Here is a 25180-nt window from a genome sequence, read left to right as displayed (position 1 = left end):
GCACTCCACGCCAACTATTACGCGACTTCGGGAAAAAAATTTCAGGAAGGCCGGAAAGTGGCCCAAACCCCTGGACCGGCCCGGGGGCGGGCGGGTGTCTGATAGATGTGGACCCGTTGATTTGAGGCCTCGAAGAGATACGGGACCACGGTGATGAGCGCCCCAACTCCGGCACCCGGTGACGAAAGCCCCCGTGAGGGCTACTACCCCGATCCCTCCATTCCTGGATACGTCCGGTACTGGAACGGCGCTTCGTGGGTGCCCGGTACGAGTCGCCCGGCCCCGCAGCAGGGCGAGCCGATGCCCGCGTCGCCCGCCGGCCGGCAGCACCGGCCGCAGCAGCCGGACTCACCGGTCCTCTTCGCCTCGTCCGTCCCGCCGGTCCCCTCGGACCCCTCCGTTCCGGCCGTCGTGTCGGCGGAGACGCCGATGGAGGAGACCGGCCCGGTCTTCCTCGACGAGGAGCCGCAGGCGGGCAACCGCACGGAACCGGCCACCGCCTGGCAGGCCGACGCCTCCCGCCAGGCCGGCTTCGGCGGCGAACACGACCGACGGGTCTCCTGGGGTGCCCAGCCGCAGCCCGGCGCCACCCCGCTGCCGACCGGCCAGGGCGAGCCGGATGGCCGGACCGATTCGGGGCTGCCGCCGGGGCCCATGCCCCTGCCCGGTTCCGGGACTTCCGCGGATTCCGGGGGTTTTGGAGCGGGTGCGGGTGCGGGTGCGGGGTCGGTGGCCGGTCGGGAGCCGCGTACGTCCGCGGCTCCGGCACCGGCCGACCGCACGCCCGCTGACGGTCCGTCGGCCGACCGGCTGCCGGACGGCCGGGTGCCCGCCTCGCGCGCGCCCGTCGATCCCGTTCCCGCCGACCCGCGGCAGCCCGCCTCGCGGGCCCCGGCCGACGGCGCGCTGCCCGGCATGCGCGGCGGGGACGGTCAGGCACCAGAGAACACCGTCACCCTCCGCGCGGTGGACCAGGGCAACCGACCGCCCGCCTCCCGGACTCCTGGGCAGCCGCCCGAGAACGGGACGATGGCGATCCGCCCGCCCTCTCCCGGGGCCGACGCGTCGGCCCCGGCGCCGAGCACGGGTCCCGGACCCGTCCCGGCCCAGGGCCCGGTGTCCGTGCCCGCCGCGCCCGCGAACCCGAATCCGAACCCGGTCCGGAGCCCGGCGGTTCCGGGCCCGGCGTCGGCCGCCGCCCCGGCCCCGAGTCCCGCCGCGCCCGCGAGCCCGGGTCCCGGCGGGGCGGGCACCCCCTGGGCCCAGGCCCACGGAAACGCGCAGCCGGCCCCGGCGGCACCCCAGCAGCCCCAGCCTCAGCAGCCACAAGCGCAGCAGCCCCAGCGTCCTCAGCAGCCCCAGTCGCCGCTCCAGCCTCCGTCGCACCTCCAGCAGCCCCGCCTCCCGCACCAGGCCCAGCAGCCCCAGCCCCAGCCGCAACTCGGCGCGGCGGGCGGGCAGCAGCCGGACCAGCCCGTCACGCCCTGGAAGCCGCCGGTCGACGACCCCTTCCAGCAACTGGCGCGGGCCCAGGCGTCGGCCCGGCCCGCCGGACTCGGGAAGCGGTTCGTCGCCCGGCTCGTCGACACGGTGGTGCTGGGCGCTCTCGTCGGTGCGATCGGGTTCCCGCTCGTCTCACGGGCGCTGGACCACATCGACGCGAAGATCGACGTGGCGAGGACGTCCGGCCGGACGGTCACCGTCTGGCTGGTGGACCCCACCACGGCCGGTCTGTTCGGCGCGGTGCTCGGAGCGTTCCTCGTCCTCGGTGTCCTGCTGGAGGCGCTGCCGACCGCGAAGTGGGGCCGTACGCTCGGCAAGAAGCTCTGCGGACTCGAAGTACGGGACATCGAGTCGCACGGGCCCCCGTCCTTCGGTGCCGCGTTGCGCCGCTGGCTGGTGTACGGGGTACTGGGACTCCTGGTGATCGGCGTGGCCAACGTGCTGTGGTGCCTGTTCGACCGTCCGTGGCGCCAGTGCTGGCACGACAAGGCGGCACACACCTTCGTCGCGGGCTGAGACGGTCTCACGGGGCGGAGCGGCGGGCGGGGTCCCGCGCGCGCCGTCGCCCTGCGGAGGCCACTCCTCCGGGTGGCGGCCCATCGGGTGAGCCGCCGGGGGCCGAGGCGTTCCCCCGAACGCACCTGAGCCGTTGCGGGCGGTCCCGGGCCGGGATGCACTGCCCCCATGAGCAACGATCAGCCGACGTCCGGAGAGCCGCCCGAGGACGACCCGTTCCGCAAGAAGCCGCAGGAGCCGCGGCCGTCCGAGTCGTGGTCGTCCGAACCGGGGCAGGCTCAGGGCCCGCAAGAGCCGCACGGACCGCAGGAGCCCCCTGGGCCGCAGGAGCCCCAGGGGCCGCCGCCCGGTCCGCCCCCCGGCCCCGGCCCCGGTCCGTCGTCGGGTTCGCCCTACGGGAGCATGCCGCCACCCCCTCCGCCGCCGTACGGTCCCGGCCCCTACGGCGGCGGAGGGCCGTATGGGGGCGTGGACCCGCTGGCGGGGATGCCGCCGCTCGCCGAACCGGGCAAACGGATCCTGGCCCGACTGGTCGACTTCCTCATCATCTCGATCCCGCTCTATCTGATCTCCCTGCCGTGGGGCGGAGCTGTCGGGGTGAGGAACAACGCCAACACCACCAACGGCAACGCCGACGTCGGCGACCTCTTCAGCCAGACGTACAGCGGTCACCAGATGATCTGGTCGCTGATCGGACTGGTGGCCTACGTCGCCTACGACACGTACTTCACGCACAAGGACGGCCGCACCATCGGCAAGCGGCTGATGAAGCTGCGCGTGGCGATGCTCAACGACGGCCGGGTGCCGGACACCGGGACGTCGTTCCTGCGCGCGGTGGTGCTGTGGTTGCCGGCGCTGCTGTGCTGCCCGTGTCTGTGGTGGCTGATCCTCATCGTGTTCATGTTCACGGACAAGCCGTACCGGCAGAGCCTCCACGACAAGGCGGCGAAGACGGTGGTCGTCCAGACGACCTGAGGACCTCGGACCGGGGGCGGGACCCGGGCCGTGCGCGAAGACAGTCCCTGACGCCCCGCCCGGCCGGCTCCTTCCCGCCCTCGCCGTCACCCGGGGCCGCGGGCGGTCGCGGCGGGCGGTCGTTGCCGCGCCAGGCGGTGCGGAGACGTCGATGTGAACGCGATGAGGACCGGTTCGGCCTGCCGGCGCCCCGGAGCCGGGAGAGGGACCGCGGTCATGCCCTCCCGGCTTCCGCCCTGTTCCGTCCTGTTGGCTCTCGCCTCGGTCGACTCGGCCGGGCCCGAGCAGGACCCGCCGGGGCCGGTGTGCCGCGAGGTGGGTCAGCGCCGCAGGGAGCGCTCGTCCCGGTGGTGGTCCGCGGGCTCCGTGCGCGCCGTGACGGCCCGTCCGCTCTCGTGGGGCGCCGAGGACGGCTCCGGGGCCGGCGTCCGGAGTTCGTCGAGGGCGAGCCCCTCGGTCTCGACGGCGGCGGAGACCGCGTCCCGGTGCGTACGAGCCGCGGCCCCGGCCCGCGCGGACCTCCCTGCCGTCACCGGGGCGGGACGGGCTACCGTCACGGCCACCAGCAGACCGAGCGCCAGCGCCGCGGTGCCGATGACGGCGATGCCGATCCCCGATTCCGTACGGGAGAGCAGCAGCATGGCGAGGGTCGAGAAGACGACGGTGACCGAACCGTAGGAGAACTGTGCGGCAGTGATACGCGGCATGGCGGTATCCGTCCTCGGGGCATCGGATGGGCCGTCCTCGACACGGTCGGACAACCCCTGGCGACTCTACGACGACGGATGCCCGAGAGGGGCCGGTACTAAGCGCGGCCCGAAGCGCGACGCCGGTGCACAGGGGGCGCACGGAGTCATTCCGTGCCCCGACGGGCATATCTGACGCTTCGTTTCCGGACAGGGTGAACGTCCGGATATCGGAAAGCGGCTCCTGCATAGTGCACTTGGCCTGTGCAAGTCAAGATCTGTCTTTTTCTTTGCAGCTCCGGTCGAATGTCGTCACTTGTGACGCGTATCCGCGCGCGGCCCTCATCCAACTCCCAGGCCGCAGCTGCGGACGCCGGGGAGGACTGCATCACGTGAGTACGAAGAGACGGGCGCTGCGCGGCGCAGCGGTTGTCGTGGCCATGGCTGCCACGGCCGCCACCGCGTCGGCCTTCGCCACCGCCCAGGCCGACGACCAGACGTCAGGGGCCCGGAACACCGTGGTCGACCGCCGTGACCCGGGAACGGGGAAGGGCAACGCACACGACCTCCAGGGGCCGTTCAGCGAGCAGCAGGACGCTCAGCGTCAGGCCGCCCTGGAGCAGGTCCTGTCGGGCGACAAGAAGATATCGAAGCGGGACGGCTCCAAGGTCGTCAAGCTCGACAAGAAGAAGTACGTCGAGCTCGGCCGCGAGAAGACCGACAAGATCTTCACGGTCCTCGTCGAGTTCGGCGACCAGGTCGACAACACGACCATGTACGACCCGGACGGCGAGGGCCCCAAGCCCCCCGTCAAGAAGTACGGCGGCGACCCCGGCCCGCTCCACAACTCCATCGCGCAGCCGGACCGCAAGAAGGACAACAGCACGGCCTGGCAGGCCGATTACAACCAGCGGCACTTCCAGGACCTGTACTTCGGCACCGGCGCCGGCAAGAACTCGCTGAAGACGTACTACGAGAAGACCTCCTCCGGGCGCTACTCCGTCGACGGCCAGGTCTCCGACTGGGTCAAGGTCCCGTACAACGAGGCCCGTTACGGTTCCAACTACTGCGGCGCGTCCAACTGCGCCAACGTCTGGGACATGGTCCGCGACGGCGTGAACGCCTGGGTCGCCGACCAGAAGGCCAAGGGCCGTACCGCGGACCAGATCAAGGCCGACCTGGCGCAGTACGACCAGTGGGACCGCTACGACTACGACGGCGACGGCGACTTCAACGAGCCGGACGGCTACATCGACCACTTCCAGATCGTCCACGCCGGCGAGGACGAGTCCGCGGGCGGCGGCGTGCAGGGCAAGGACGCCGTCTGGGCGCACCGCTGGTACGCGTACGGCACCGACGTCGGCGCGACCGGCCCGTCCTTCAACAAGGCCGGCGGCACCGAGATCGGCGACACCGGCCTCTGGGTCGGTGACTACACCGCGCAGCCCGAGAACGGCGGCCTGGGCGTCTTCGCCCACGAGTACGGCCACGACCTGGGCCTGCCCGACCTGTACGACACCACCAACACCGCCGAGAACTCGGTCGGTTTCTGGTCCCTGATGTCGGCGGGCTCCTGGCTCGGCACCGGCAGGAACGAGATCGGTGACCTGCCCGGCGACATGACCGCCTGGGACAAGCTCCAGCTCGGCTGGCTCGACTACGCCGAGGCCAAGGCCGCGACGAACTCCGTCCACAAGCTGGGCGTGTCCGAGTACAACACCAAGGACAAGCAGGCCCTCCTGGTCAAGCTGCCGGACAAGGCCGTCAGCACCGCTGTCACGAAGCCCGCCGAGGGCTCCAAGCAGTGGTGGAGCGACATGGGTGACAACCTGAACAACACCCTGTCCCGCTCCGTCGACCTCACCGGCAGGTCCACGGCGTCGCTGGACCTCGCGGGCTGGTGGGACATCGAGCAGGACTACGACTTCCTCTACGCCGAGGTGTCCGAGAACGGCGGTGCCAACTGGACCGCGCTCGACGGCACGGCCGACGGCAAGGCCCTCCCGCGCGACGCCAGCGACAAGCCGGCCCTGACCGGCGTCTCCGGCGCGTACAAGAAGCTCTCCTACCCGCTGGACGCCTACGCGGGCAAGAAGATCGACATCCGCTTCCGCTACACCACCGACGGCGGCGCGGCCGGCGTCGGCTTCGCGGCCGACACCATCTCCGTCAACGCCGACGGCACCGCGCTGTTCACGGACAACGCCGAGGGCGACGACAACGGCTGGACCGCCAAGGGCTTCTCCCGCGTCGGCGAGTCCTTCACCAAGGACTACGCGCAGTTCTACATCGCGGAGAACCGCCAGTACGTCAGCTACGACCAGACCCTCAAGGTCGGCCCGTACAACTTCGGCTTCTCCCAGACCCGCCCGGACTGGGTCGAGCACTACCCGTACCAGACCGGTCTGCTCGTCTGGCAGTGGGACACCTCCCAGAAGGACAACAACGTCTCCACCCACCCGGGCAAGGGCCTGATCCTTCCGGTCGACGCGCACGCCAAGCCGCTGAAGTGGGCGGACGGCACGGTCATCCGCAACAAGATCCAGCCCTTCGACGCGCCCTTCAGCCGCTACCGGACGGACGCCTTCACGCTGCACAACGCCGACGTGCCGGTGCGGATCCCGTCGCGGCCCGGCATCCCGGCCTTCGACGACCACAAGGGAACCTACTGGTACGCCGAGAACAAGACCGGAAGCGTCCAGGTCACTGACACCAACACCCGGATCTCGATCGTGAGCCAGCCGCGCGACGGCTCGACGATCACCGTCAAGGTTGGGCCTTCGGGGAAGTAGTTCTACATCGCCGCAGGTCAGAGCTTGATCGGCCGTCGCCCTCTAGCGGGCGGCGGCCGATCGTGTTTAGGTGCGTCTTGACCACATCCTTATTGACACGACGTCTCACGGGGGAGCGCGGAACATGGCATGCGGAGGGTTCAGCAAGTTGCCGAACGGCAGCGTGGTGGTGGCCATCACCCTGCCCCGGCCCACGGACGGAGCGGGGCCGGGCAGCCTGGTCCGGGTCCTGGTGCACGCGGGCAACCGGGCCCGCGCGCTGACCCGGCTGCGCAATCTGGGGCTCCGGGCCGTCTATCTGCGGGGCAACGCCGAGCCGCCCACTCCGGACGAGATCACGGCCGTGCTGCACCACCCGGACGGGATGCTCTGGAGAGCGAGACCGGAGCGCGCCCAGGAGCTCTGGCACCCCATCCGGGCCCTGCTCCGGCCCGCGACGTCCGCCGCGTCCACCTCGTCGGGCGCACCGGCCCACCGCGCGGCCACGACGGCCCCGGCGTCCGCGACGGGGCGCCGCCCGTGCCTGCCCGCCGCGCCGGTCCGCCGCCCGGCCTGAACGCGGGCGGGGGAGCCCGCGGCTCGTGACGCGCGGGCAGTGCCTGTGACGTGGGGCCGACGGTCTGCGACGCGCGGACGGCGCGAGAGGGGCGGGCCGTGCCGGTCGGTCGCCGACGGCACGCGCCGCTCCGCCCCGCTCCGCCCCGCTACACCGCCGGCTTGCGCACGACCGGCTCGCCGGACAGCTTCACGCCCGCCCTGCGGAGCTCCTCCAACGCCCGGTCCGTGGTCTCCTCGGCCACTCCGGCGGTGAGGTCGAGCAGCACATGGGTCGTGAAGCCCTCCCGGACCGCGTCCAGCGCCGTCGCCCGTACGCAGTGGTCGGTCGCGATGCCGACCACGTCCACGTCGGTGACGTGGTGGGCGCGCAGCCAGTCGGCCAGCCCGGTGCCGTTCTCGTCGACGCCCTCGAAACCGCTGTACGCCGCCGAGTGGGCGCCCTTGTCGAAGACCGCCTCGATCGCTCCGGAGGCGACCACGGGCGCGAAGTTCGGGTGGAAGCCCACCCCCTCCGTGCCGGCGACGCAGTGCGCGGGCCAGGAGCGCTCGAAGTCCGGCCGCTCGGCGAAGTGGTCGCCCGGGTCGATGTGGTTGTCGCGGGTGGCCACCACATGGCGGTAGCACGGCTGGGCGTCGCCTATGAGGTCGGTGATGGCGGCGGCCACGTCGGCGCCTCCCGTCACGGCGAGGCTGCCGCCCTCGCAGAAGTCGTTCTGGACGTCCACGACGATCAAGGCGCGGTGCATGGCGGGTGTCCTTCGGTGGGGGTGGGGTGGGAGTGCGGGCGGCGGCCGGGGGTGCGCGTTCGAGCCTAGTGCTGTGACCGGGAAGGTTCACCGGCTCGCGACGCCCGGCACGGCACCTCGCGGTGTTGTCGCATCACCCGCGTACGTCCAGTACGAGGGCGATCCTCCGCCTTGCGATGCAGCGCACCGGACGCCGCGAGCCACCCGGCAAACCTTCCCGGTCACAGCACTAGGCACTCGGGAGCGGCCGGGGGAGGGGGGCGGGGCAACCCGTGCGGTGCCCGTGGCCGGGGCGGCGCCGCCCTCTGCCACGGGCACCGCCCCGCTCCGTCACACGAATTCGGTCGGGATCACCGGCTCGCCCCGGGAGAGCTGCGTCGCCGACATCGGCAGCCCCGCCCGTGCCGCGATGTGCCGCTCGCGCGCCGCGTCCAGCGGTTCGCGGGCGACCACCTCGCCGCCCCTGACCAGCTCGACCAGCAGCTGCCGGTCGGCGAGGTCCGCCGGTACGGGACCGGTGCCGACCACCTCCGCCTCGGCCACCCCGTTCTCGTCCAGCCGACGCGCGGCCCACTTGCGACCGCCCGTCGACGACTTCGAACCGAGCGACTTCTTGGCGACCGGGCGCAGCGGCTCCGCGGGGTCGGCCGAGTCGGCCCGGGCGACCAGCTTGTACACCATCGAGCACGTGGGGTGCCCGCTGCCGGTCACCAGCTGCGTGCCCACCCCGTACGCGTCGACCGGCGCCGCAGCCAGCGAGGCTATCGCGTACTCGTCGAGGTCCGACGTCACCACGATCTTCGTCCGTGTGGCGCCCAGCTCGTCCAGCTGCTGCCGCACCCGGTGCGCGACCAGCAGCAGGTCCCCGGAGTCGATCCGTACCGCGCCCAGTCCCGTCCCCGCGACCTCCACCGCCGCGCGGACCGCCTCGGCCACGTCGTACGTGTCGACCAGCAGGGTCGTGTCGCGGCCCAGCGAGTCCACCTGGGCCTGGAAGGCGTCGCGCTCGGTGTCGTGCAGCAGCGTGAAGGCGTGGGCACTCGTCCCGACGGTCGGGATGTTGTAGCGGAAGCCCGCCGCCAGGTCGGAGGTGGTATCGAAGCCGCCGACGTACGCGGCGCGCGCGGAGGCCACCGCGGACAGTTCATGGGTGCGTCGTGCACCCATCTCGATCAGCCCGCGCCCGCTCGCCGCCACGGACATCCGTGACGCCGCCGCGGCGATCGCCGAGTCGTGGTTGAGGATCGACAGGATCACCGTCTCCAGCAGCACGCACTCGGCGAACGAGCCCTCGACCCGCAGGACCGGCGAGCCGGGGAAGTACACCTCGCCCTCCGGGTAGCCCCAGATGTCACCGCTGAAGCGGTAGTCGGCGAGCCAGGCGAGCGTGGGCCCGTCCACCACGTTCCGCTCGCGCAGGAAGGTGAGTATCTCGTCGTCGAAGTGGAAGTTCTCCACCGCGTCCAGCACCCGCCCGACGCCCGCGACGACGCCGTAGCGCCGCCCCTCGGGCAACCGGCGGGTGAACGCCTCGAAGACCGAGTGCCGGTCCGCCGTGCCGGCCTTCAGCGCGGCCTGCACCATGGTGAGCTCGTACTGGTCGGTGAAGAGCGCGGTCGACGGCACACCGACCCGTCGGCCAAGGTCCGCAGAGTTCATGCTCCGGATGCTACCCCTATTTCGTCAGAGTGACGAGATGTCGGGGTCGTTTGTGCGGTGCCCCCTCCCGGGTGGCAGCATGGGAGAGGTGAGCGTCGCCCCCACAGAGATCGAGCGTCCCGAATCGGCCGAGGAGAGCGTTGTCGTCCCCGAGCCCGATGTCCCCTGGGTGACGCTGGTCCACAACGACCCGGTCAATCTCATGAGCTACGTGACCTATGTCTTCCAGGCGTACTTCGGTTACCCCAAGGACAAGGCCCACAAGCTGATGCTGGACGTCCACCACAAGGGCCGTGCCGTCGTCTCCAGCGGCAGCCGCGAGGAGATGGAACGCGATGTCCAGGCCATGCACGGCTACGGGCTGTGGGCCACCCTCACCCAGGACCGCGGATAGTGCCCTCCCCGCGTACAGCACCCTCCGCGCGAGAGCCGTCTCCCGCGCGGACGGCGCATCGCGTGCGGGCGGTCCCTTGCGCGGGGGCGGTACCTTCCGTGCGGGAAGGGTCCCTCCCGCGGCCCGTGCCGCCCGCGCGGACCGTGCCCTTCCGTAGCGCCCGTCCGGCAAGCCCGAGCCCCGCCCCGCCCGAACCACCATCGGAGTAAACACATGGCCGGCCACTTCGAGGCCACCCCCGACGGCGGCGCGGCCGTCGCACTCGACGAGGTGGAGATCGCGATCCTGCGCTCCCTCGCCGTCCAACTGCTGGAACTCGTCGGTCCCGGCGACGAACCGGCCGAGGGCGCGGACCCGCTCGCCGCCCTCTTCGCCGAGGGCCCCAGCGAACGGCCCGCCGACCCCGCCCTGGCCCGCCTCTTCCCCGACGCGTACGGCGACGACGACAGCGAACTGCGCGCCGCCTCCGCCGAGTTCCGCCGCTTCACCGAGAACGACCTGCGCGCCCGCAAGCGGGACGACGCGCTCGCCGTCGTACGCACCCTCGACGCCCTGACCGTCGGCGGCGACGGCGGCGCCGTGCTCACGCTCTCCGGCGACGAGTGCCGCCACTGGCTCGGCGCCCTCAACGACCTCCGGCTCACCATCGGCACCCGACTGGACGTCTCCGACGAGGACGACGGCGGGGCCGATTCGCTCTACCGGCTCCCCGACAGCGATCCGCGCAAGCCGATGGTCATGGCCTACCTCTGGCTCGGCGCCCTCCAGGAGACCCTCGTGGAGACGATGATGCCGTAGCGGGCACGCCCTCCCTCTCGTGCCCGTCGGCCGATCGCCGTGTGCTCCCGGCGACCGGCCCCGCGCGTCCTCGTCAACCCCTCGCCGCGCCCCTCGTCACCTGAACGGCCGCCTCCGCGACACCGGGCGTGACCGCCCGTTTCTCCCCGTGGCGCAAGCCGGACGGCCGTCCGGACCACCGCCCGCCCGCCCGTGACGGGCGTTCACGACCGTCCGTACGGCACCACGCTGTTCCGGACCCCCGGCGCCCCGTACACCAGCGTCTTCGCGCTGGCCTTCATCGGCGTGGCGGTCGTGATGACGGGCATCGACGAGGACACCAGGATCTCGCTGTACTGCGCCCCGCTCTGGGCGGTCGTCCTCGGCCTCTCGTACCGGATGCTCAGGGGCCGCGCTCCCGTCGGTGCGGCCCGCGGACGCCCGTGATGTCCACGATGCGGACTCCGCCGTACCGTCCCTCGGTACGGCATGGACCGCATGCCTATCCTGGCGCCATGCTGACCATCACCCAGGCGCTCTACGACCAGATCGTCGCGCACGCCCGCGCCGACCATCCCGACGAGGCGTGCGGCGTGGTCGCGGGACCCGTCGGAACCGGCCGTGCCGAGCGGTTCATCCCCATGCTCAACGCCGCCCGCTCGCCCACCTTCTACGAGTTCGACTCGGGCGACCTCCTCAAGCTCTACCGGGAGATGGACGACCGGGACGAGGAGCCGGTGATCATCTACCACTCCCACACCGCGACCGAGGCGTACCCCTCGCGCACCGACGTCACGTACGCCAACGAGCCCGGCGCCCACTACGTCCTCGTCTCCACCGCCGACACCGACGACGCGGGCCCCTTCCAGTTCCGCTCCTACCGCATCGTGGACGGCGAGATCACCGAGGAGGACGTCCAGGTCGTCGAGGCGTACGAACCCGCCTGACCCGGCACTCCGCAGGCTGGACGGGACCGGTCCCGCCACGGTCCCGTCCACCTGTCGAGCGTCGTCCATCCACCAGGTGAGATCACACTCTTATTCGCCGACCAGGAATCGATACGATGACCGCATGGTTCCCCATGACGTGAGCGACAAGACGCCGGGCATGCTGCTCGTCGCGCGGCTGCACGTCGACCTGTGCAGGCTCTCCAGCGCGATCTGTACGAACCGTCGGTCCGACGGCCGCAGGGCCTGAACCGGGGGCTTGCAGCCCGAGGACCCGGTCACGACGCGACGCCCCCGCGCGGGGCCGGAGCCGCGCGCCCCGCGTTACCGCCACACCCGCTCTTCCCCGTTCACCGTTCTCCGTTCTCCGCTTCCGAGCTTCCGACAGGAGCCCACGCCATGGCCATCGAGGTCCGCATCCCGACCATCCTCCGCACCTACACCGACGGCGCCAAGGCCGTCGAGGGCAACGGAGCGACCCTCGCCGACCTCCTCACGGACCTCGACAGCCGCCACAACGGCATCCGTGAGCGCATCGTCGACGGCGACGAGCTCCGCCGCTTCGTGAACGTGTACCTCAACGACGAGGACGTCCGCTTCCTCGACGGCATTTCCACCAAGCTCAGCGACGGCGACAGCATCACCATCCTCCCGGCCGTCGCCGGAGGGGCTGCCGGGGCGAAGGCCCGTCCGGCCGGGGCGGTGGCCGGGCGACGGGCGGGAATGCGCTGATGCGGTACGACAGCCCGCTCGCCGCGGTGGGCAACACCCCGCTCGTCCGCCTGCCGCGGCTGTCGCCGTCCGAGGACGTCCGGATCTGGGCCAAGCTGGAGGACCGCAACCCCACCGGCTCGATCAAGGACCGCCCGGCGCTGCACATGGTCGAACAGGCCGAGAAGGACGGCAGGTTGACTCCGGGCTGCACCATCCTGGAGCCCACCAGCGGCAACACCGGCATCTCGCTCGCCATGGCGGCCAAGCTCAAGGGCTACCGCATCGTGTGCGTCATGCCGGAGAACACCTCCCAGGAACGGCGCGACCTGCTCGCCATGTGGGGCGCCGAAATCATCTCCTCCCCGGCGGCGGGCGGCTCCAACACCGCCGTACGAGTCGCCAAGGAACTGGCCGCCGAGCACCCCGACTGGGTCATGCTCTACCAGTACGGCAACCCCGACAACGCGGGCGCCCACTACGCCACCACCGGCCCGGAGATCCTCGCCGACCTCCCGTCCGTCACCCATTTCGTCGCGGGTCTCGGCACCACCGGCACCCTCATGGGCGTCGGCCGCTACCTGCGCGAGCACAAGCCCGACGTCAGCATCGTCGCCGCCGAGCCGCGCTACGACGACCTGGTCTACGGGCTCCGCAACCTCGACGAGGGCTTCGTCCCCGAGCTCTACGACGCCTCGGTCCTCACCACCCGCTTCTCCGTCGGCTCGGCGGACGCGGTCACCCGCACCCGCGAACTCCTCCAGCAGGAGGGCATCTTCGCGGGCGTCTCCACCGGCGCCGCGCTCCACGCGGCCATCGGAGTCGGGAAGAAGGCGGTCAAGGCGGGGGAGAGCGCCGACATCGTCTTCGTCGTCGCGGACGGCGGCTGGAAGTATCTGTCGACCGGCGTCTACACGGCCCCGACGACCGAGGCCGCCATCGAAACACTGCACGGCCAGCTCTGGGCATAGGGACCGGACCGAGTCCCGGACCGGGCACGGCCCCGGGATCCGTCCGGGACCGGCACGTCCGGACCGGGTCCGGGACTCGCACGTCCGGACCGGGTCCGGACCCGGACGAGCCGGACGCCCGTCCACGAGAAGCCCGCCCGTCCCGATACAAGCCGGTCGCCGGCCCGGTCCCCGCACGGCCCGCGGTCGGTCCGGGCCCCCACGGGCCGGCCATCGGTCCGGACCCGCCATCGGCCCCGTCCCGTACGAGCACCAACGCGTCGCCCCGTCACACATGCGGCGGGGCGAAGCCTCACCCCAGCTTCCGCACCCGCTGCCACACCTCAGGGTCCACGACCCCCGCCCGGCGCCGGAACACCCGGACGGCGACCTCCCGCAACTCGTCCGTCTCCAGGAAACTCGCCCGCCCCCGTGCGTCCCCCACCGCCCCGGCGGGCAGCGCGATCACGCCCGGCCGGTCCTCGTGGTACTTGCTGGTGATCTTCGCGACGAGCACCGAACCACCCCGCACCCGCAGCACCAGACAGGGCCGGTCCTTCGCCCCCGGCCCGTCCTCGTACGGCACCTCGGCCCACCAGATCTCACCCGGCCGCGGCCCACGCCCCGGCTCCGGCCCACGCCCCGGTCCCGCCGGAGGACGCGTGCGCCCACCCGGACGACCACCGCGGCGCGCCCCCGCCGGACCACCGGAACGACCGGGCCGCCGCCCGCCGCGACCCCGCCCGTCGGCCACGGCCACCACGAGCGCGAGCAGCACGACGACGCCGAACGCGATCCACCACCAGGACATGCTCATGCCCCGACGGTACCGGCGCCCCCGGCCCTTCCGTCGAACCGGTGACAGCACAGGTGAGTTCCCCCACAACGGACGGCCACGGAGGAGCGACCGATGGTTTCGCACCTTACGCTCGTCGGACCGCTCAACAGACCGTACGAACCCTCCCCGTTCCCACGTCCCGGAGGTTCACGCTCCATGAAGCTCACCGTCGTCGGCTGCTCCGGCTCGTTCCCGTCCGCGGTCTCACCGTGTTCGAGCTACCTCGTCGAGGCCGACGGCTTCAGGCTGCTCCTCGACATGGGCAACGGCGCCCTCGGAGAGCTGCAGCGCCACATCGGTCTCTACGACCTCGACGCCATCTTCCTGAGCCATCTCCATGCCGATCACTGCATCGACATGTGCGCGTACTTCGTCGTCCGCTACTACCGGTTCGGCGGTCGCCCCGCACCCCTCCCGGTCTACGGTCCCGACGGCACCGAACAACGGCTGACCACGGCCCACGGCGACACCCCGTCCGAGCGGGCGATGGGCGAGGTCTTCGACTTCCACACGCTGAAGCCGGGCTCGTTCGCGATCGGCCCCTTCTCCGTACGCGTCGAGAAGGTCTGCCACCCGGTCGACTCCTACGCCATCCGGATCGAGCACGGCGGCCGTTCGCTCACCTACTCCGGCGACACCGGGACCTGCGAGGCGCTGGACGAGCTCGCCGAAGGAGCCGACCTCTTCCTCTGCGAAGCATCGTTCGTCCATGGCAAGGAGAACATTCCGGACCTCCACCTCAACGGCCGCGAGGCGGGCGAGATCGCCGCCCGCGCCGGAGTCGGACAGCTCGTCCTCACCCACATCCCGCCGTGGACCGACGCCGACCGCAACCTGGCCGACGCCCGCGCGGTCTTCGACGGCCCGGCGTCGGTGGCGGCGGCGGGCGCGGTCTACGAGGTCTGAACGCACCCCGAGGACCGCGCCCCGAAGGGCTGCCGCACCCGGACGGCCACCGTGCCGCGCCCGCTGCCCGCCTCCGCCGCCTCGCCTCCACATTTCCGCTTCGGCGGCTTCGGCAACTTCGCCGCGCCGGCTTCGCTCCGGCAACTTCGCTCCGGCTGCTTCGCCCCGGCTGCTTCGCCCCGGCTGCTTCGCCCCGGCTGCTTCGCCCCGGTTACTTCGCCTCGGCCTTGAGGATCTCGGCGAGTTCCTCGTCGGACTCGCGGCCCGGCGTCGGCAGGTTGAACTTGGTGATCGCGAAGCGGAAGACCGCGTAGTAGACCACCGCGAAACAGAGCCCGACCAGCACCAGCAGCCACGGCTTGGTCGCGATTCCCAGGTTCAGCAGGAAGTCGACCGCACCCGCCGAGAAGCCGAAACCGTCCTTCATGCCGAGGCCCCAGGTGAGGGCCATCGAGACACCGGTCAGTACCGCGTGCACCGCGTACAGCACCGGGGCGATGAACATGAACGTGAACTCGATCGGCTCGGTCACACCGGTCACGAACGCGGTGAGCGCGAGGGAGAACATCATGCCGCCGACGACCTTGCGACGCTCCGGACGGGCGCAGTGGACGATCGCGAGGCAGGCCGCCGGAAGGGCGAACATCATGATCGGGAAGAAGCCGGTCATGAACTGCCCGGCCGTCGGGTCACCGGCCAGGAAGCGGTTGATGTCGCCGCTCTTGCCGTTGAACTCACCGGCCTGGAACCACGGGAACGAGTTCAGCAGATGGTGCATGCCGACCGGGATCAGCGCACGGTTGGCGACGCCGAAGATGCCCGCACCGACCGCGCCGGAACCGACCAGCCACTCACCGAGGTTGTGCAGTCCGGTGCCGAGCACCGGCCAGATGTAGCCGAAGGCGATGCCGATGACCAGGCCCGCGAACGCGGAGAGGATCGGGACCAGGCGGCGACCGCCGAAGAAGCCCGCCCAGGCCGGCAGCTTCGTCCGGTAGAACCGCTGGTAGAGCAGCGCGACCACGATGCCCATCACCACACCGCCGAGGACCTTCGCGTCCACGGGGGCGTCCGTCATCACGATCTTGCCGTCGACCACCTTCGCGACCTGCGGAAGATTGCTGTCGGTGAAGGTGGCGAGCACCTTCTGGAAGACCAGGTAACCGGTGACGGCCGCGAGCGCGGTCGAGCCGTCCGACTTCTTGGCGAAGCCGATCGCGATGCCGACGGCGAACAGCAGCGCCATGTTGTCGAGGATGGCGTTGCCACCCGCGGCCATGAAGCCCGCGATCCTGGTGACGAAGCCGGGGAACGACTCCCTGCCGAGCATGTCGTCGTTGCCGAGGCGGACCAGCAGCGCGGCCGCGGGCAGCACCGCGACCGGCAGCATGAGGCTGCGGCCGATGCGCTGCATGACAGCCATGGCACCGGCGCCCTTCTTCTTGTCGGCCGAGGGCTTCCCGGTGGCCGCGGGGGCGGTGTCTGCCGTGGACATCAACTTCCTCCATGGGGGCAAGGCGCTGCCCGCGGCGTCGATGGGGGAGCCATCGACGAGGGGGGAAGGGCGGCGACTCGGAGAACGCGGCAGAGCGCCACGTGGTCTGCACCACTCAGTGGTTTAGACCAGTTGTAACACGGTGTGGGACAGATAAGGAACCTATGATTCCGGATTGCTTCGCAATCGTGATTCCGGGCGCGGGGCAACAGCGTGAAGGCCCCCGGACGGCAGGGGTCGATGGCCTTCTCCGGGCAGGCCGAAAGGCCCGTTCGACGTGCTACTTCGTGAGGTTCCCCTCGATCTCCTCCGCCACTTCCTCGGGCTCCCGCCCCGGGGTCTGGAGGTTGAATCCGGTGATCGCGAACCGGAAGATCGCGTAGTAGACGGCGGCGAACACCAGGCCGATCGGAATGATCAGCCACGGTTTGGTCGCCAGGCTCCAGTTGATGACGTAGTCGATCAGGCCCGCCGAGAAGCTGAAGCCGTCCTTGACCCCGAGCGCCCAGGTCACCGCCATCGAGACGCCGGTGAGCACGGCGTGGATCCCGTACAGCAGAGGTGCGACGAAGAGGAACGAGTACTCGATCGGCTCGGTGATGCCCGTCACGAACGACGTCAGCCCGACCGAGAGCATCATGCCGCCGACCGCCTTGCGGCGATGCGGCTTGGCGCAGTGATAGATCGCCAGCGCCGCCGCCGGAAGGGCGAACATCATGATCGGGAAGAAGCCCGAGGTGAACTGCCCGGCCGTCGGGTCGCCCGCCAGGAACCGGTTGATGTCACCGTGCACCACCGTCCCGTCCGGCTTGGTGAAGTCGCCGAACTGGAACCAGGTGAAGGTGTTCAGGAACTGGTGGAGACCGATGACCAGCAGCGCGCGGTTGGCGATGCCGAAGACGCCGGAACCCGCCCAGTCCAGGTCGACCAGCCACTTGGAGAAGCTGGTCAGGCCGTCCCCGATCGGCTGCCACAGCCAGGCGCACAGCGCCGCGAAGAGCAGGCCGACGAAGGCCATGATGATCGGCACGAGCCTGCGGCCGTTGAAGAAACCCAGCCAGTCCACCAGCTTGACCCGGTGGTAGCGCCGCCAGAACCAGGCGGACAGCAGCCCCATCACGATGCCGCCGAACACCCCGGGGTTCTGGTACTCGGCCGCCGTGACCTTGGCGTCCTTCGTGACACAGGTCCCCGACCAGGTGCCGCCCGAGGTGAACGTCGAACCCGGCGCGCAGTCCACCGGGAAGGCGTGCAGCACCGCGTAGTAGACGAGGAAGCCCGCCACCGCGGCGAGCGCCGTCGACCCGTCCGCCTTCTTCGCCATGCCGATCGCCACACCGACGCAGAACAACAACGGCAGACCGAGCCCCGAATCGAGCAGCGCACCGCCCGCCGCCGCGAACACCTTGGCCACGCCGTCCCAGCCCAGACCCTCGTCGCCGAACACGTCCGGCTGACCCAGCCGGTTGAGGATGCCCGCAGCGGGCAGGACGGCGATCGGGAGCTGGAGACTGCGCCCCATCTTCTGAAGGCCCTGGAAGAAGGTGTTCCACCATGTCTTCCGCGGTACTGCGGCACTGCTGGAGCTCATCGGTGTCCTCCCCGGAACCGGCGCGTTCACCGGTCGGCGCAAACTGGTGTAGACCACTTGAGGTACGGTGCGTAACCCGTCCGGCGGGCAGGGTGCCGGTGATCGTCATCATTGAGGATGGGCCGGTCACTCGCCCGCGAAGCTGGGCCAAACGTGCGTTACGGTGACGAAACGGACCCAGGGTGGGCCGTCGCACGCACGTGAACAAGCAGGGAGAACGCCATGGCCAGCAAGGCCGAGAAGATCGTCGCCGGGCTCGGCGGCATCGACAACATCGACGAGATCGAAGGCTGCATCACGCGCCTCCGCACCGAGGTCCACGACCCCAGCAAGGTCGACGAGGCCGCGCTCAAGGCCGCAGGGGCCCACGGCGTCGTCAAGATGGGCACCGCGATCCAGGTCGTCATCGGCACCGACGCCGACCCCATCGCCGCCGACATCGAAGACATGATGTGACCGGCCGGACCGTACGCAGGACCTCCCGCGCGACTACTCGCCAGACCGTACGCGACACCTCCCGTACGACCGCGACCGCACGCGGAACCTCCCGCCGAGCCCGCCGCCTCCGGCCCCTCGGCTGAGCCGGACCGCCAGGCGTCACCACAGGCCCCGCCCCGCCGGACGGGGCCTGTGCCGCACCCCGCCGACCGCTTCCCCGCACCACGGCTCCGGCCCTCCGTGCCGACCGCGCGCGAGGACGGGCCCGGGCCGCTCCCTTCGCCCCCGGAGGCCCGTACCACACCCGACCGGACCCGCACCGCACCCGAACGGGCGCCATCCCCGCACCCGATAGGGTCGACACCATGTCTCGTATCGACGGCCGCACCCCCGAACAGCTCCGACCCGTCACCATCGAACGCGGATGGAGCAAGCACGCCGAAGGCTCCGTCCTCATCTCCTTCGGCGACACCAAGGTCTTCTGCACCGCCTCCGTCACCGAGGGCGTCCCCCGCTGGCGCAAGGGCAGCGGCGAAGGCTGGGTCACCGCCGAGTACTCGATGCTGCCCCGCTCCACCAACACCCGCGGCGACCGCGAGTCCGTACGCGGCAAGATCGGCGGCCGTACCCACGAGATCAGCCGGCTCATCGGCCGCTCCCTGCGCGCCGTCGTCGACTTCAAGGCCCTCGGCGAGAACACCATCGTCCTCGACTGCGACGTCCTCCAGGCCGACGGCGGCACCCGCACCGCCGCCATCACCGGCGCCTACGTCGCCCTCGCCGACGCCGTCACCTGGGCCCAGGGCAAGAAGCTCGTCAAGCACGGCCGCAAGCCCCTGACCGGCACCGTCTCCGCCGTCAGCGTCGGCATCGTCGACGGCACCCCCCTCCTCGACCTCTGCTACGAGGAGGACGTCCGCGCCGAGACCGACATGAACGTCGTCTGCACCGGCGACGGCCGCTTCGTCGAGGTCCAGGGCACTGCCGAGACCACCCCCTTCGACCGCAAGGAACTGGGCACCCTCCTCGACCTCGCCACCGCGGGCTGCACCGAGCTCACCGCCCTCCAGGCCGAGGCCCTCGCCCGCACGACCGGCGAGTGAGGAAGCAACCACGTACGCACCGCAAGGCGTCGTTACGAGCACGGGCGCACGGATCGAACCGTGCGCCCGTCCGCGTATCCGCACCCGGGGAGGAATCGCACCATGGCCGAGGCAACCCGCCACCGCCGCACCACCGTCGCGCTGACCCTTACCGCCCTCGCCCTCACCCTCACCGCGGCGGCCGGCTGCGGCGCCGTCGACAAGGCACTCGACTGCGTACGCACCGCCGATGCGATCGCCACCAGTGTCGACAACCTCCAACAGGCCGCCTCCAACGCCTCGAACGACCCCACCCAGGCATCCGAAGCCCTCGACGAGATCGAGAAGGAACTGGGCGAACTCGGCGACACCGCCGGTGACGCCGACCTCGGCAAGGCCGTCGACCACCTCGAAACCGCCGTCGGCAACATCCGCGACGCCGTCGAGAAGGGCGAAACGGCCCCCGACATCACCCCGGTCGTCGACGCCGCCACGGAGATCGGCAAGATCTGCACGCCCTGACCGGACCCGACGCGCCGAACGGGCCCCACGCGCCACCCCCGATACTGGGGGACATGACCCGCCTCATCCTCGCCACCCGCAACACCGGGAAGATCACCGAACTCCACGCGATCCTCGCCGACGCCGGCCTCGACCACGAACTCGTCGGCGCGGACGCGTACCCCCATGTCCCGGACGTCAAGGAGACCGGCGTCACCTTCGCGGAGAACGCCCTCCTGAAGGCCCACGCCCTCGCGAAGGCCACCGGCCACCCGGCCATCGCCGACGACTCCGGCCTCTGCGTCGACGTCCTGGGCGGCGCCCCCGGCATCTTCTCCGCCCGCTGGGCCGGCACCCACGGAGACGACCGGGCCAACCTGGACCTGCTCCTGGCCCAGCTCTCCGACATCGACGCTTCCCACCGCGGCGCCCACTTCGCCTGCGCGGCGGCCCTGGCCCTCCCCGACGGCACGGAACGCGTGGTCGAGGGCCGTCTCACCGGCACCCTGCGCCACACCCCGTCCGGCACCAACGGCTTCGGCTACGACCCGATCCTCCAGCCGGACGGCGAGACCCGCACCTGCGCGGAACTGACCCCGGCCGAGAAGAACGCGATCAGCCACCGCGGCAAGGCGTTCCGGGCCCTGGTACCGGTGGTGCGGGAGCTGGTGAGGTGATTGACAGAAGGTGCCTGGCCTCCTTCGAGGGAGGCCAGGCACCTTCCGTGCTCGGTGCGCCCGGTCGGACTCGAACCGACACAACACGGCTACCTAAAAGCCGTCGCTCCCCAGTTGGCGTACGGGCGCAGGCCAACGCCATGTTACTGCGTTGCAAGGGGTGGGCGGGGGCGATTGGCGAAAGTGCCTGTTTGGCTGTGGCAGGACGGGCACAGATACCGCAAGTTCTCACGACGGTTGTCCAGTCTGTCCCCATTGATGTGGTCGATCTCCAGAACCAGGCGCCTGCCCTGCCAGACATCCCCGAGACCACATGCGGCGCACTGGTGCGGTAGGCCCAGGTCGTCAAGGGCGCGTCGCAGTTGTACGGTTCTCGTTCTGGGCGAGGACGGGGCGAGCCGTGTCAGGATCTCCGCCGCAGGTTTGCGGCGGGGAGACGTCGTCCCCAGGAAGTGGCCCTGTCCGGTGAAGTGCTCGACCGAGATGCCGTGCGCTTCAATGCTCCGCTTCACGAGCGCGCGGGATGCGCCGTTGTCGGCACGGCCGAGAAGCTTGAGTGTGGCGGAGACGCTGAACGATGCCCCGACCGCCGCCGCCAACTCGTTTCGATCCAGGACGCCTGCTTCGTAGCGACGGCCACGCGTGAAGTGCGAGGTGTCGATGCCGTATTGATCAAGCTTCTTGCGGATGTGGCCGTATGGGCTGTCATGTGGGGGGAGACCCATGTACTCCAGCACTTCCCGGATGCTGTGGGAATGCGCCGCCGCTTCGGCAAGCAACTTTCTTGGGTAGGAACGGCGTTCCCGTTCTGGCAGGGATTCTTCGTGAAAGTGTGAAGTGTCGATGCCGTAGTGCCGTAGGCGCCTTTTCAGATAGGCGTGCGGACCACTGCCGAGTGCGATACCGAGCCTGCGCATCAGGTCCACCATGCTGACCGATTCGGCCACGGTCCGCACCAGCAAGTCGCGTGTGTACTTCCGGGCGCTCATCCGGTTGTCCGTTTCCGCCCGCGGTAGGTGTCGGTCACGGAGTGACAGTTCGGGCAGAGGAACCGCAAGTTTTCCGGCCGGTTGTCCCACCAGTCGGCGTTCTTGTGATCCACCTCAAGCCTCAGTGGCCTGCCGTTCCACATCGTGCCTGTTCCGCATCTTGCGCAGCGCTCCGGCACTCCCAGCCGGAGAAGTTCTCGCCGCAGCCGAGCGTGGTGGATTCGCCCGTCCTGCGGAGAGCCGAGCACGAGCAGCCCGCCATGTGGGACCTCGATGCGACCTCGGCGCTTCGCAAAATGGGTTGTGTCGATGTCCAGCGCGGCGATCCGTCGACTGAAGTGGGTGTGGCTGCCGCCCACGGGGCTGACTCCCAGTCGTTGCAAGACTTCTTTGACCGAGGTGGACGCCGCTACGGATTCCCGAAGAGCCTCGTCCGAGTAGCGAACCCACTTCTTCGTGAAATGTGAGGTGTCCACCCCCGCCGCCGCCATCTTCTGCCGCAGATAACGCCTGCTGCCCGCTGTGGGCGTGCCCCCGCACCAGCGGACCGCGTCGTCGTAGGTGTTCGTCTTGCGTGCTGCCTCTTCGAGCAGGTCTCGCGTGTATCGACGGGTCATCGATCCCCTCCGCATCCGACCGCGCGTTCGTGGTCTCGTACGGAGTAACGGTCCGTTTGTCGGAGAGTTACGTCCTATATCCGACAAGATGTGGAGTGGGTCGCGCCGCTTCGGGCGAAGCTGAAGCGGCACGAACCATTCCGTTCGGGCCCGCCGTACGGCCCTTCCGGGTCAGAACTTCGGGTCGGGTGTCTGGGACGCGGCAAGTTCCGCCGCCTCCTCGGGGGTCTCCACCGACGGCGGGGAGCCGGCCAGGGGCTTGCGGGCGGTCTCCTTCATGCACGCCACGGAGATCGCGCCGACCAGGGCGGCGGCCATCGCGTAGTAGGCGGGCATCAGTTCGCTGCCGCTCCAGCTGATCAGGGCCGTGATCACCAGCGGGGTCGTGCCGCCGAAGAGGGACGCCGAGAGGTTGTAGCCCACCGAGAGGGAGCCGTAGCGGATGTGGGTGGGGAAGAGGGCCGGGAGGGCGGCGGACATGGTGCCGAGCATGCAGACCAGGGAGAGGCCCAGCATCAGCATGCCGGCCGTGATGGCGAACATGCCGCCCTGGCGGATGAGGAGGAACGCGGGGAGGGAGAGGAAGACGAAGCCGAGCATGCCGGTCATCAGGAGCGGCTTGCGCCCGAAGCGGTCCGACAGCCGGCCGACCCGGCTGATGACCAGCATCAGGAGGACCATGACCGCGAGCAGCACGAGCAGGCCGTGGGTCTCGCTGTAGCCGAGTTCGTCGGAGAGATAGGTCGGCATGTACGACAGCACCATGTAGTCGGTGATGTTGTACGCGCCGACGAGGCAGACGCAGAGGATCAGCGTCGGCCAGTACTGCCGGAAGATGATGGCGAGGTCGCCCCTGGTCGTGGTCTCGACCCCGTCGGCGGCGTCCGTCGCGTGGACCGTGCCGCCCTCCAGCTTCTGGAACGCCGGGGTCTCGTCCAGGCGCAGCCGCAGGTAGAGGCCGACCAGGCCGAGGGGGCCCGCGACGAGGAACGGGATGCGCCAGCCCCAGCTCTCCATCTGGGCGGAGTCGAGCAGTGCGGTGAGGGCGGTGACGAGTCTGGCGGCGCCGACGTAGCCGGCCAGGGTGCCGAATTCGAGGAAGCTGCCAAAGTAGCCGCGGCGTTTGTCGGGGGCGTACTCGGCGATGAAGGTGGAGGCGCCGCCGTACTCGCCGCCGGTGGAGAACCCCTGGACGAGGCGGAAGAAGATCAGCAGGGCGGGGGCCCAGAGGCCGATCGAGGCGTGGGAGGGGATGACTCCGATCGCGAAGGTGCCGAGCGCCATCATGATCATGGTGAGGGCGAGGACCTTCTTGCGGCCGATCCTGTCGCCCATGGGGCCGAAGAAGAGGCCGCCGAGGGGCCGTACGAGGAAGGCGACGGCGAAGGTGGCGAAGGAGGAGAGGAGCTGGGTGGTGTCGTTCCCGGACGGGAAGAAGAGATGGCCCAGTGTGACGGCCAGGTAGGAGTAGATCCCGAAGTCGAACCACTCCATGGCGTTGCCGAGCGACGCGGCCTTCACGGCGCGGCGGACGGCCCGTTCGTCGGTGACGGTGATGTCCGTCCGGCGCAGTCTGGGGTTCTTCCGCTGCCGGATCGCGCGGAAGAGGGTGGGGTGGCGTTTCACCGCCTCCGGATCGGCCGCCTGATGGGGGTCGGGGGCCGCCATGACCGGGTCCTTTCCTCGGATGGGTGTTCCAGAAAGGGCTTCTGCGCGGTCATGGCGGCCTCAAACCGGTGCGGTGGTCGAATGCGACGTCCCTCACATGCGGATGCTTCCCGTGGCATGCGGGTGTTCCTCATCCGCGTTGGGCCGCTCGGGGTGGTCCTGGGCGGGGGTCGGGGAGTCGGGCCCGATGCCGGGGCGTCGGGGCCGGCTGCCGGGGATCGGGTGGCGGGGTCAGATGCCGAGGTCCTTGATGATCTTGGCTACGTGGCCGGTGGCCTTGACGTTGTAGAGGGCTCGTTCGACCTTGCCGTCCTCGTCCACGACGATCGTGGAACGGATGACTCCCGTCACCGTTTTGCCGTAGAGCTTCTTCTCCCCGAAGGCGCCGTACGCCGTGAGGATCTCCTTGGAGGGGTCGCCGACCAGGGTGACCTCGAGGTTTTCCTTCTCGCGGAACTTGGCGAGCTTCTCGGGCTTGTCGGGGGAGATGCCGATGACGTCGTATCCGGCGTCGGCGAGCAGCGCCAGGTTGTCGGTGAAGTCGCAGGCCTGCTTGGTGCAGCCGGGGGTCAGGGCGGCCGGGTAGAAGTAGACGACGACCTTGCGGCCCTTGTGGTCGGCGAGCGAGATCTCGTTGCCGTCGGCGTCGGGGAGGGTGAAGGCGGGGGCGGTGTCGCCGGGCTGGAGTCGCTCGCTCATGGTTCTCCTCAAGTGGCGCGTGCGGTGTACGGGACCGAGCGTAATAGGGGTGCCGCCGGGTGCGTGGGCTGTCGAGCTGACAGACTGTCGATGAAGATTGACGGACGAGTACCACGGAGGCGGCGCGGTGTCGGATGCCAGGACCCCTGCGCAGATCGAGGCGGACATCATCAGCAGGCGTGAACAGCTCGCGGTGGTGCTCGATGAGATCGGGGTGCGGGTGCACCCGAAGACGATCATGGACGATGCGAAGGCCAAGGCCGCCGAGGCGGTGGACCGGACGGCCGGCCGGGCTTTTGTCGCGGTGAACCGGGCGGTGTCGGACGTGAAGGCGCAGTTCGTGACCGAGGACGGGGTGCCGCGTCTGGAGCGTGTCGTGCCGGTGGCGCTGCTCGCGGTCGGTGTCGTGGGGTTGATCGCGACGTCGAGGAAGCGCCGGAAGAACTGATGCGGCGCTCTGGGCAC

The 25180-nt window shown here is 70.3% G+C and carries 25 protein-coding genes, 1 tRNA gene and 2 pseudogenes; 17 read left to right on the top strand and 11 right to left on the bottom strand.

Annotated elements, in window-relative coordinates:
• The first annotated feature begins 153 nt into the window (after window positions 1-153).
• Together AMK22_RS09875 and AMK22_RS09870 are read left to right on the top strand one after the other, a co-directional pair.
• Entirely contained in the window at window positions 154-2019 is a 1866-nt protein-coding gene (locus tag AMK22_RS09875; RefSeq protein ID WP_073783392.1) for an RDD family protein, read from the top strand.
• 168 nt (window positions 2020-2187) lie between these two features.
• Window positions 2188-2994, top strand: a complete 807-nt coding sequence (locus tag AMK22_RS09870) for an RDD family protein (RefSeq protein ID WP_073783390.1) — start codon at window positions 2188-2190, stop codon at window positions 2992-2994.
• A 320-nt stretch (window positions 2995-3314) separates the two neighbouring features.
• Here AMK22_RS09870 and AMK22_RS09865 read toward each other — a convergent pair whose 3' ends face one another.
• Complete coding sequence (locus AMK22_RS09865) at window positions 3315-3701, bottom strand: hypothetical protein (protein ID WP_073783389.1); 387 nt, start codon at window positions 3699-3701, stop codon at window positions 3315-3317.
• 371 nt (window positions 3702-4072) lie between these two features.
• On the opposite strand from AMK22_RS09865, the gene AMK22_RS09860 reads away from it, so the two are divergent.
• On the top strand, window positions 4073-6472 hold the full coding sequence (locus tag AMK22_RS09860) for an immune inhibitor A domain-containing protein (RefSeq protein ID WP_079186021.1): 2400 nt from the start codon (window positions 4073-4075) through the stop codon (window positions 6470-6472).
• Between the two features lie 124 nt (window positions 6473-6596).
• Window positions 6597-6917, top strand: a pseudogene (locus AMK22_RS09855) (hypothetical protein); the annotation flags it as partial.
• Between the two features lie 259 nt (window positions 6918-7176).
• On the opposite strand, the gene AMK22_RS09850 reads toward AMK22_RS09855, so the two are convergent.
• Together AMK22_RS09850 and AMK22_RS09845 are read right to left on the bottom strand one after the other, a co-directional pair.
• Complete coding sequence (locus AMK22_RS09850; protein WP_073783385.1) at window positions 7177-7776, bottom strand: nicotinamidase; 600 nt, start codon at window positions 7774-7776, stop codon at window positions 7177-7179.
• 330 nt (window positions 7777-8106) lie between these two features.
• Window positions 8107-9435, bottom strand: a complete 1329-nt coding sequence (locus AMK22_RS09845) for a nicotinate phosphoribosyltransferase (RefSeq protein ID WP_073783383.1) — start codon at window positions 9433-9435, stop codon at window positions 8107-8109.
• Between the two features lie 79 nt (window positions 9436-9514).
• Here AMK22_RS09845 and clpS point away from each other — a divergent pair, with 79 nt between their 5' ends.
• The 7 genes and pseudogenes from clpS (at window position 9515) to AMK22_RS09815 (ending at window position 13235) form a co-directional block, all read left to right on the top strand.
• Window positions 9515-9829, top strand: coding sequence for an ATP-dependent Clp protease adapter ClpS (clpS, locus tag AMK22_RS09840; RefSeq protein WP_073783381.1), 315 nt, complete (start codon window positions 9515-9517; stop codon window positions 9827-9829).
• 213 nt (window positions 9830-10042) lie between these two features.
• Window positions 10043-10627 (top strand): DUF2017 domain-containing protein, encoded by a 585-nt coding sequence (locus AMK22_RS09835; RefSeq protein ID WP_073783379.1) that lies wholly within the window; start codon window positions 10043-10045, stop codon window positions 10625-10627.
• 231 nt (window positions 10628-10858) lie between these two features.
• A pseudogene (gene proY, locus AMK22_RS09830) lies at window positions 10859-11053 on the top strand (proline-specific permease ProY); the annotation flags it as partial.
• Window positions 11054-11121: 68 nt separating this feature from the next.
• The gene (locus AMK22_RS09825; protein WP_073783377.1) at window positions 11122-11553 is read left to right on the top strand and encodes a Mov34/MPN/PAD-1 family protein; all 432 of its coding nucleotides are present in this window, start codon (window positions 11122-11124) and stop codon (window positions 11551-11553) included.
• 124 nt (window positions 11554-11677) lie between these two features.
• The gene (locus tag AMK22_RS41735; protein ID WP_274535416.1) at window positions 11678-11803 is read left to right on the top strand and encodes a putative leader peptide; all 126 of its coding nucleotides are present in this window, start codon (window positions 11678-11680) and stop codon (window positions 11801-11803) included.
• A gap of 149 nt (window positions 11804-11952) precedes the next feature.
• Window positions 11953-12285, top strand: coding sequence for a MoaD/ThiS family protein (locus AMK22_RS09820; RefSeq protein ID WP_073783375.1), 333 nt, complete (start codon window positions 11953-11955; stop codon window positions 12283-12285).
• Window positions 12285-13235, top strand: a complete 951-nt coding sequence (locus AMK22_RS09815) for a PLP-dependent cysteine synthase family protein (protein WP_073783373.1) — start codon at window positions 12285-12287, stop codon at window positions 13233-13235. The genes AMK22_RS09820 and AMK22_RS09815 overlap by 1 nt, the downstream gene beginning before the upstream one ends.
• A gap of 292 nt (window positions 13236-13527) precedes the next feature.
• Here AMK22_RS09815 and AMK22_RS09810 read toward each other — a convergent pair whose 3' ends face one another.
• Window positions 13528-14031, bottom strand: coding sequence for a type II toxin-antitoxin system PemK/MazF family toxin (locus tag AMK22_RS09810; RefSeq protein ID WP_073783371.1), 504 nt, complete (start codon window positions 14029-14031; stop codon window positions 13528-13530).
• Between the two features lie 177 nt (window positions 14032-14208).
• Here AMK22_RS09810 and AMK22_RS09805 point away from each other — a divergent pair, with 177 nt between their 5' ends.
• Complete coding sequence (locus AMK22_RS09805; protein ID WP_073783369.1) at window positions 14209-14958, top strand: MBL fold metallo-hydrolase; 750 nt, start codon at window positions 14209-14211, stop codon at window positions 14956-14958.
• A 211-nt stretch (window positions 14959-15169) separates the two neighbouring features.
• Here the strand turns inward: AMK22_RS09805 and AMK22_RS09800 are convergent, their stop codons facing one another.
• Together AMK22_RS09800 and AMK22_RS09795 are read right to left on the bottom strand one after the other, a co-directional pair.
• Complete coding sequence (locus AMK22_RS09800) at window positions 15170-16453, bottom strand: PTS transporter subunit EIIC (RefSeq protein ID WP_073783367.1); 1284 nt, start codon at window positions 16451-16453, stop codon at window positions 15170-15172.
• Window positions 16454-16733: 280 nt separating this feature from the next.
• Window positions 16734-18044 (bottom strand): PTS transporter subunit EIIC, encoded by a 1311-nt coding sequence (locus tag AMK22_RS09795; protein WP_073783365.1) that lies wholly within the window; start codon window positions 18042-18044, stop codon window positions 16734-16736.
• Window positions 18045-18266: 222 nt separating this feature from the next.
• Between AMK22_RS09795 and AMK22_RS09790 the strand changes: the two genes are divergently transcribed.
• From AMK22_RS09790 to rdgB, 4 genes are all read left to right on the top strand, one after another.
• A complete protein-coding gene (locus tag AMK22_RS09790) occupies window positions 18267-18500 on the top strand; it encodes a glucose PTS transporter subunit EIIB (protein ID WP_014046255.1) in 234 nt (77 codons plus the stop codon).
• Window positions 18501-18847: 347 nt separating this feature from the next.
• On the top strand, window positions 18848-19585 hold the full coding sequence (gene rph, locus AMK22_RS09785) for a ribonuclease PH (protein WP_073783363.1): 738 nt from the start codon (window positions 18848-18850) through the stop codon (window positions 19583-19585).
• A 102-nt stretch (window positions 19586-19687) separates the two neighbouring features.
• The gene (locus AMK22_RS09780) at window positions 19688-20086 is read left to right on the top strand and encodes a hypothetical protein (RefSeq protein WP_073783361.1); all 399 of its coding nucleotides are present in this window, start codon (window positions 19688-19690) and stop codon (window positions 20084-20086) included.
• 53 nt (window positions 20087-20139) lie between these two features.
• Window positions 20140-20742, top strand: a complete 603-nt coding sequence (rdgB, locus tag AMK22_RS09775) for an RdgB/HAM1 family non-canonical purine NTP pyrophosphatase (RefSeq protein ID WP_073783359.1) — start codon at window positions 20140-20142, stop codon at window positions 20740-20742.
• Window positions 20743-20797: 55 nt separating this feature from the next.
• Here rdgB and AMK22_RS09770 read toward each other — a convergent pair.
• The 5 genes from AMK22_RS09770 to bcp all read right to left on the bottom strand — a co-directional run bounded on the left by AMK22_RS09770 (window position 20798) and on the right by bcp (window position 24715).
• Window positions 20798-20871, bottom strand: a tRNA-Leu gene (locus AMK22_RS09770).
• Window positions 20872-20885: 14 nt separating this feature from the next.
• A complete protein-coding gene (locus AMK22_RS09765; RefSeq protein ID WP_073783357.1) occupies window positions 20886-21731 on the bottom strand; it encodes an HNH endonuclease signature motif containing protein in 846 nt (281 codons plus the stop codon).
• The gene (locus tag AMK22_RS09760; protein ID WP_079186039.1) at window positions 21728-22348 is read right to left on the bottom strand and encodes an HNH endonuclease; all 621 of its coding nucleotides are present in this window, start codon (window positions 22346-22348) and stop codon (window positions 21728-21730) included. The genes AMK22_RS09765 and AMK22_RS09760 overlap by 4 nt, the downstream gene beginning before the upstream one ends.
• 171 nt (window positions 22349-22519) lie before the next feature.
• Window positions 22520-24016: a glycine betaine/L-proline transporter ProP gene (gene proP, locus AMK22_RS09755; RefSeq protein WP_073783353.1), complete on the bottom strand. Its 1497-nt coding sequence runs from the start codon at window positions 24014-24016 to the stop codon at window positions 22520-22522.
• 231 nt (window positions 24017-24247) lie between these two features.
• Window positions 24248-24715 (bottom strand): thioredoxin-dependent thiol peroxidase, encoded by a 468-nt coding sequence (gene bcp, locus AMK22_RS09750; protein ID WP_073783351.1) that lies wholly within the window; start codon window positions 24713-24715, stop codon window positions 24248-24250.
• 127 nt (window positions 24716-24842) lie between these two features.
• On the opposite strand from bcp, the gene AMK22_RS09745 reads away from it, so the two are divergent.
• Window positions 24843-25163, top strand: a complete 321-nt coding sequence (locus AMK22_RS09745) for a DUF3618 domain-containing protein (protein WP_073783615.1) — start codon at window positions 24843-24845, stop codon at window positions 25161-25163.
• Window positions 25164-25180: the final 17 nt, after the last annotated feature.

It is taken from the genome of Streptomyces sp. CB01580 (assembly GCF_001905795.1).
Lineage (GTDB): Bacteria > Actinomycetota > Actinomycetes > Streptomycetales > Streptomycetaceae > Streptomyces.
The sequence above is the reverse complement of the archived record's forward strand: the minus strand, read 5'-3'. Positions and strand labels throughout refer to the sequence as shown.

Coding starts and splice junctions, on each gene's coding strand:
- AMK22_RS41735 (WP_274535416.1), top strand. CDS start 11,678: ATGGTTCCCCATGACGTGAGCGACAAGACGCCGGGCATGCTGCTCGTC.
- proP (WP_073783353.1), bottom strand. CDS start 24,016: ATGGCGGCCCCCGACCCCCATCAGGCGGCCGATCCGGAGGCGGTGAAA.
- AMK22_RS09795 (WP_073783365.1), bottom strand. CDS start 18,044: ATGAGCTCCAGCAGTGCCGCAGTACCGCGGAAGACATGGTGGAACACC.
- AMK22_RS09870 (WP_073783390.1), top strand. CDS start 2,188: ATGAGCAACGATCAGCCGACGTCCGGAGAGCCGCCCGAGGACGACCCG.
- AMK22_RS09790 (WP_014046255.1), top strand. CDS start 18,267: ATGGCCAGCAAGGCCGAGAAGATCGTCGCCGGGCTCGGCGGCATCGAC.
- AMK22_RS09875 (WP_073783392.1), top strand. CDS start 154: ATGAGCGCCCCAACTCCGGCACCCGGTGACGAAAGCCCCCGTGAGGGC.
- AMK22_RS09865 (WP_073783389.1), bottom strand. CDS start 3,701: ATGCCGCGTATCACTGCCGCACAGTTCTCCTACGGTTCGGTCACCGTC.
- AMK22_RS09780 (WP_073783361.1), top strand. CDS start 19,688: ATGGCCGAGGCAACCCGCCACCGCCGCACCACCGTCGCGCTGACCCTT.
- AMK22_RS09765 (WP_073783357.1), bottom strand. CDS start 21,731: ATGAGCGCCCGGAAGTACACACGCGACTTGCTGGTGCGGACCGTGGCC.
- clpS (WP_073783381.1), top strand. CDS start 9,515: ATGGGAGAGGTGAGCGTCGCCCCCACAGAGATCGAGCGTCCCGAATCG.
- AMK22_RS09825 (WP_073783377.1), top strand. CDS start 11,122: ATGCTGACCATCACCCAGGCGCTCTACGACCAGATCGTCGCGCACGCC.
- AMK22_RS09850 (WP_073783385.1), bottom strand. CDS start 7,776: ATGCACCGCGCCTTGATCGTCGTGGACGTCCAGAACGACTTCTGCGAG.
- AMK22_RS09820 (WP_073783375.1), top strand. CDS start 11,953: ATGGCCATCGAGGTCCGCATCCCGACCATCCTCCGCACCTACACCGAC.
- AMK22_RS09800 (WP_073783367.1), bottom strand. CDS start 16,453: ATGTCCACGGCAGACACCGCCCCCGCGGCCACCGGGAAGCCCTCGGCC.
- rdgB (WP_073783359.1), top strand. CDS start 20,140: ATGACCCGCCTCATCCTCGCCACCCGCAACACCGGGAAGATCACCGAA.
- AMK22_RS09760 (WP_079186039.1), bottom strand. CDS start 22,348: ATGACCCGTCGATACACGCGAGACCTGCTCGAAGAGGCAGCACGCAAG.
- bcp (WP_073783351.1), bottom strand. CDS start 24,715: ATGAGCGAGCGACTCCAGCCCGGCGACACCGCCCCCGCCTTCACCCTC.
- rph (WP_073783363.1), top strand. CDS start 18,848: ATGTCTCGTATCGACGGCCGCACCCCCGAACAGCTCCGACCCGTCACC.
- AMK22_RS09835 (WP_073783379.1), top strand. CDS start 10,043: ATGGCCGGCCACTTCGAGGCCACCCCCGACGGCGGCGCGGCCGTCGCA.
- AMK22_RS09815 (WP_073783373.1), top strand. CDS start 12,285: ATGCGGTACGACAGCCCGCTCGCCGCGGTGGGCAACACCCCGCTCGTC.
- AMK22_RS09845 (WP_073783383.1), bottom strand. CDS start 9,435: ATGAACTCTGCGGACCTTGGCCGACGGGTCGGTGTGCCGTCGACCGCG.
- AMK22_RS09805 (WP_073783369.1), top strand. CDS start 14,209: ATGAAGCTCACCGTCGTCGGCTGCTCCGGCTCGTTCCCGTCCGCGGTC.
- AMK22_RS09810 (WP_073783371.1), bottom strand. CDS start 14,031: ATGAGCATGTCCTGGTGGTGGATCGCGTTCGGCGTCGTCGTGCTGCTC.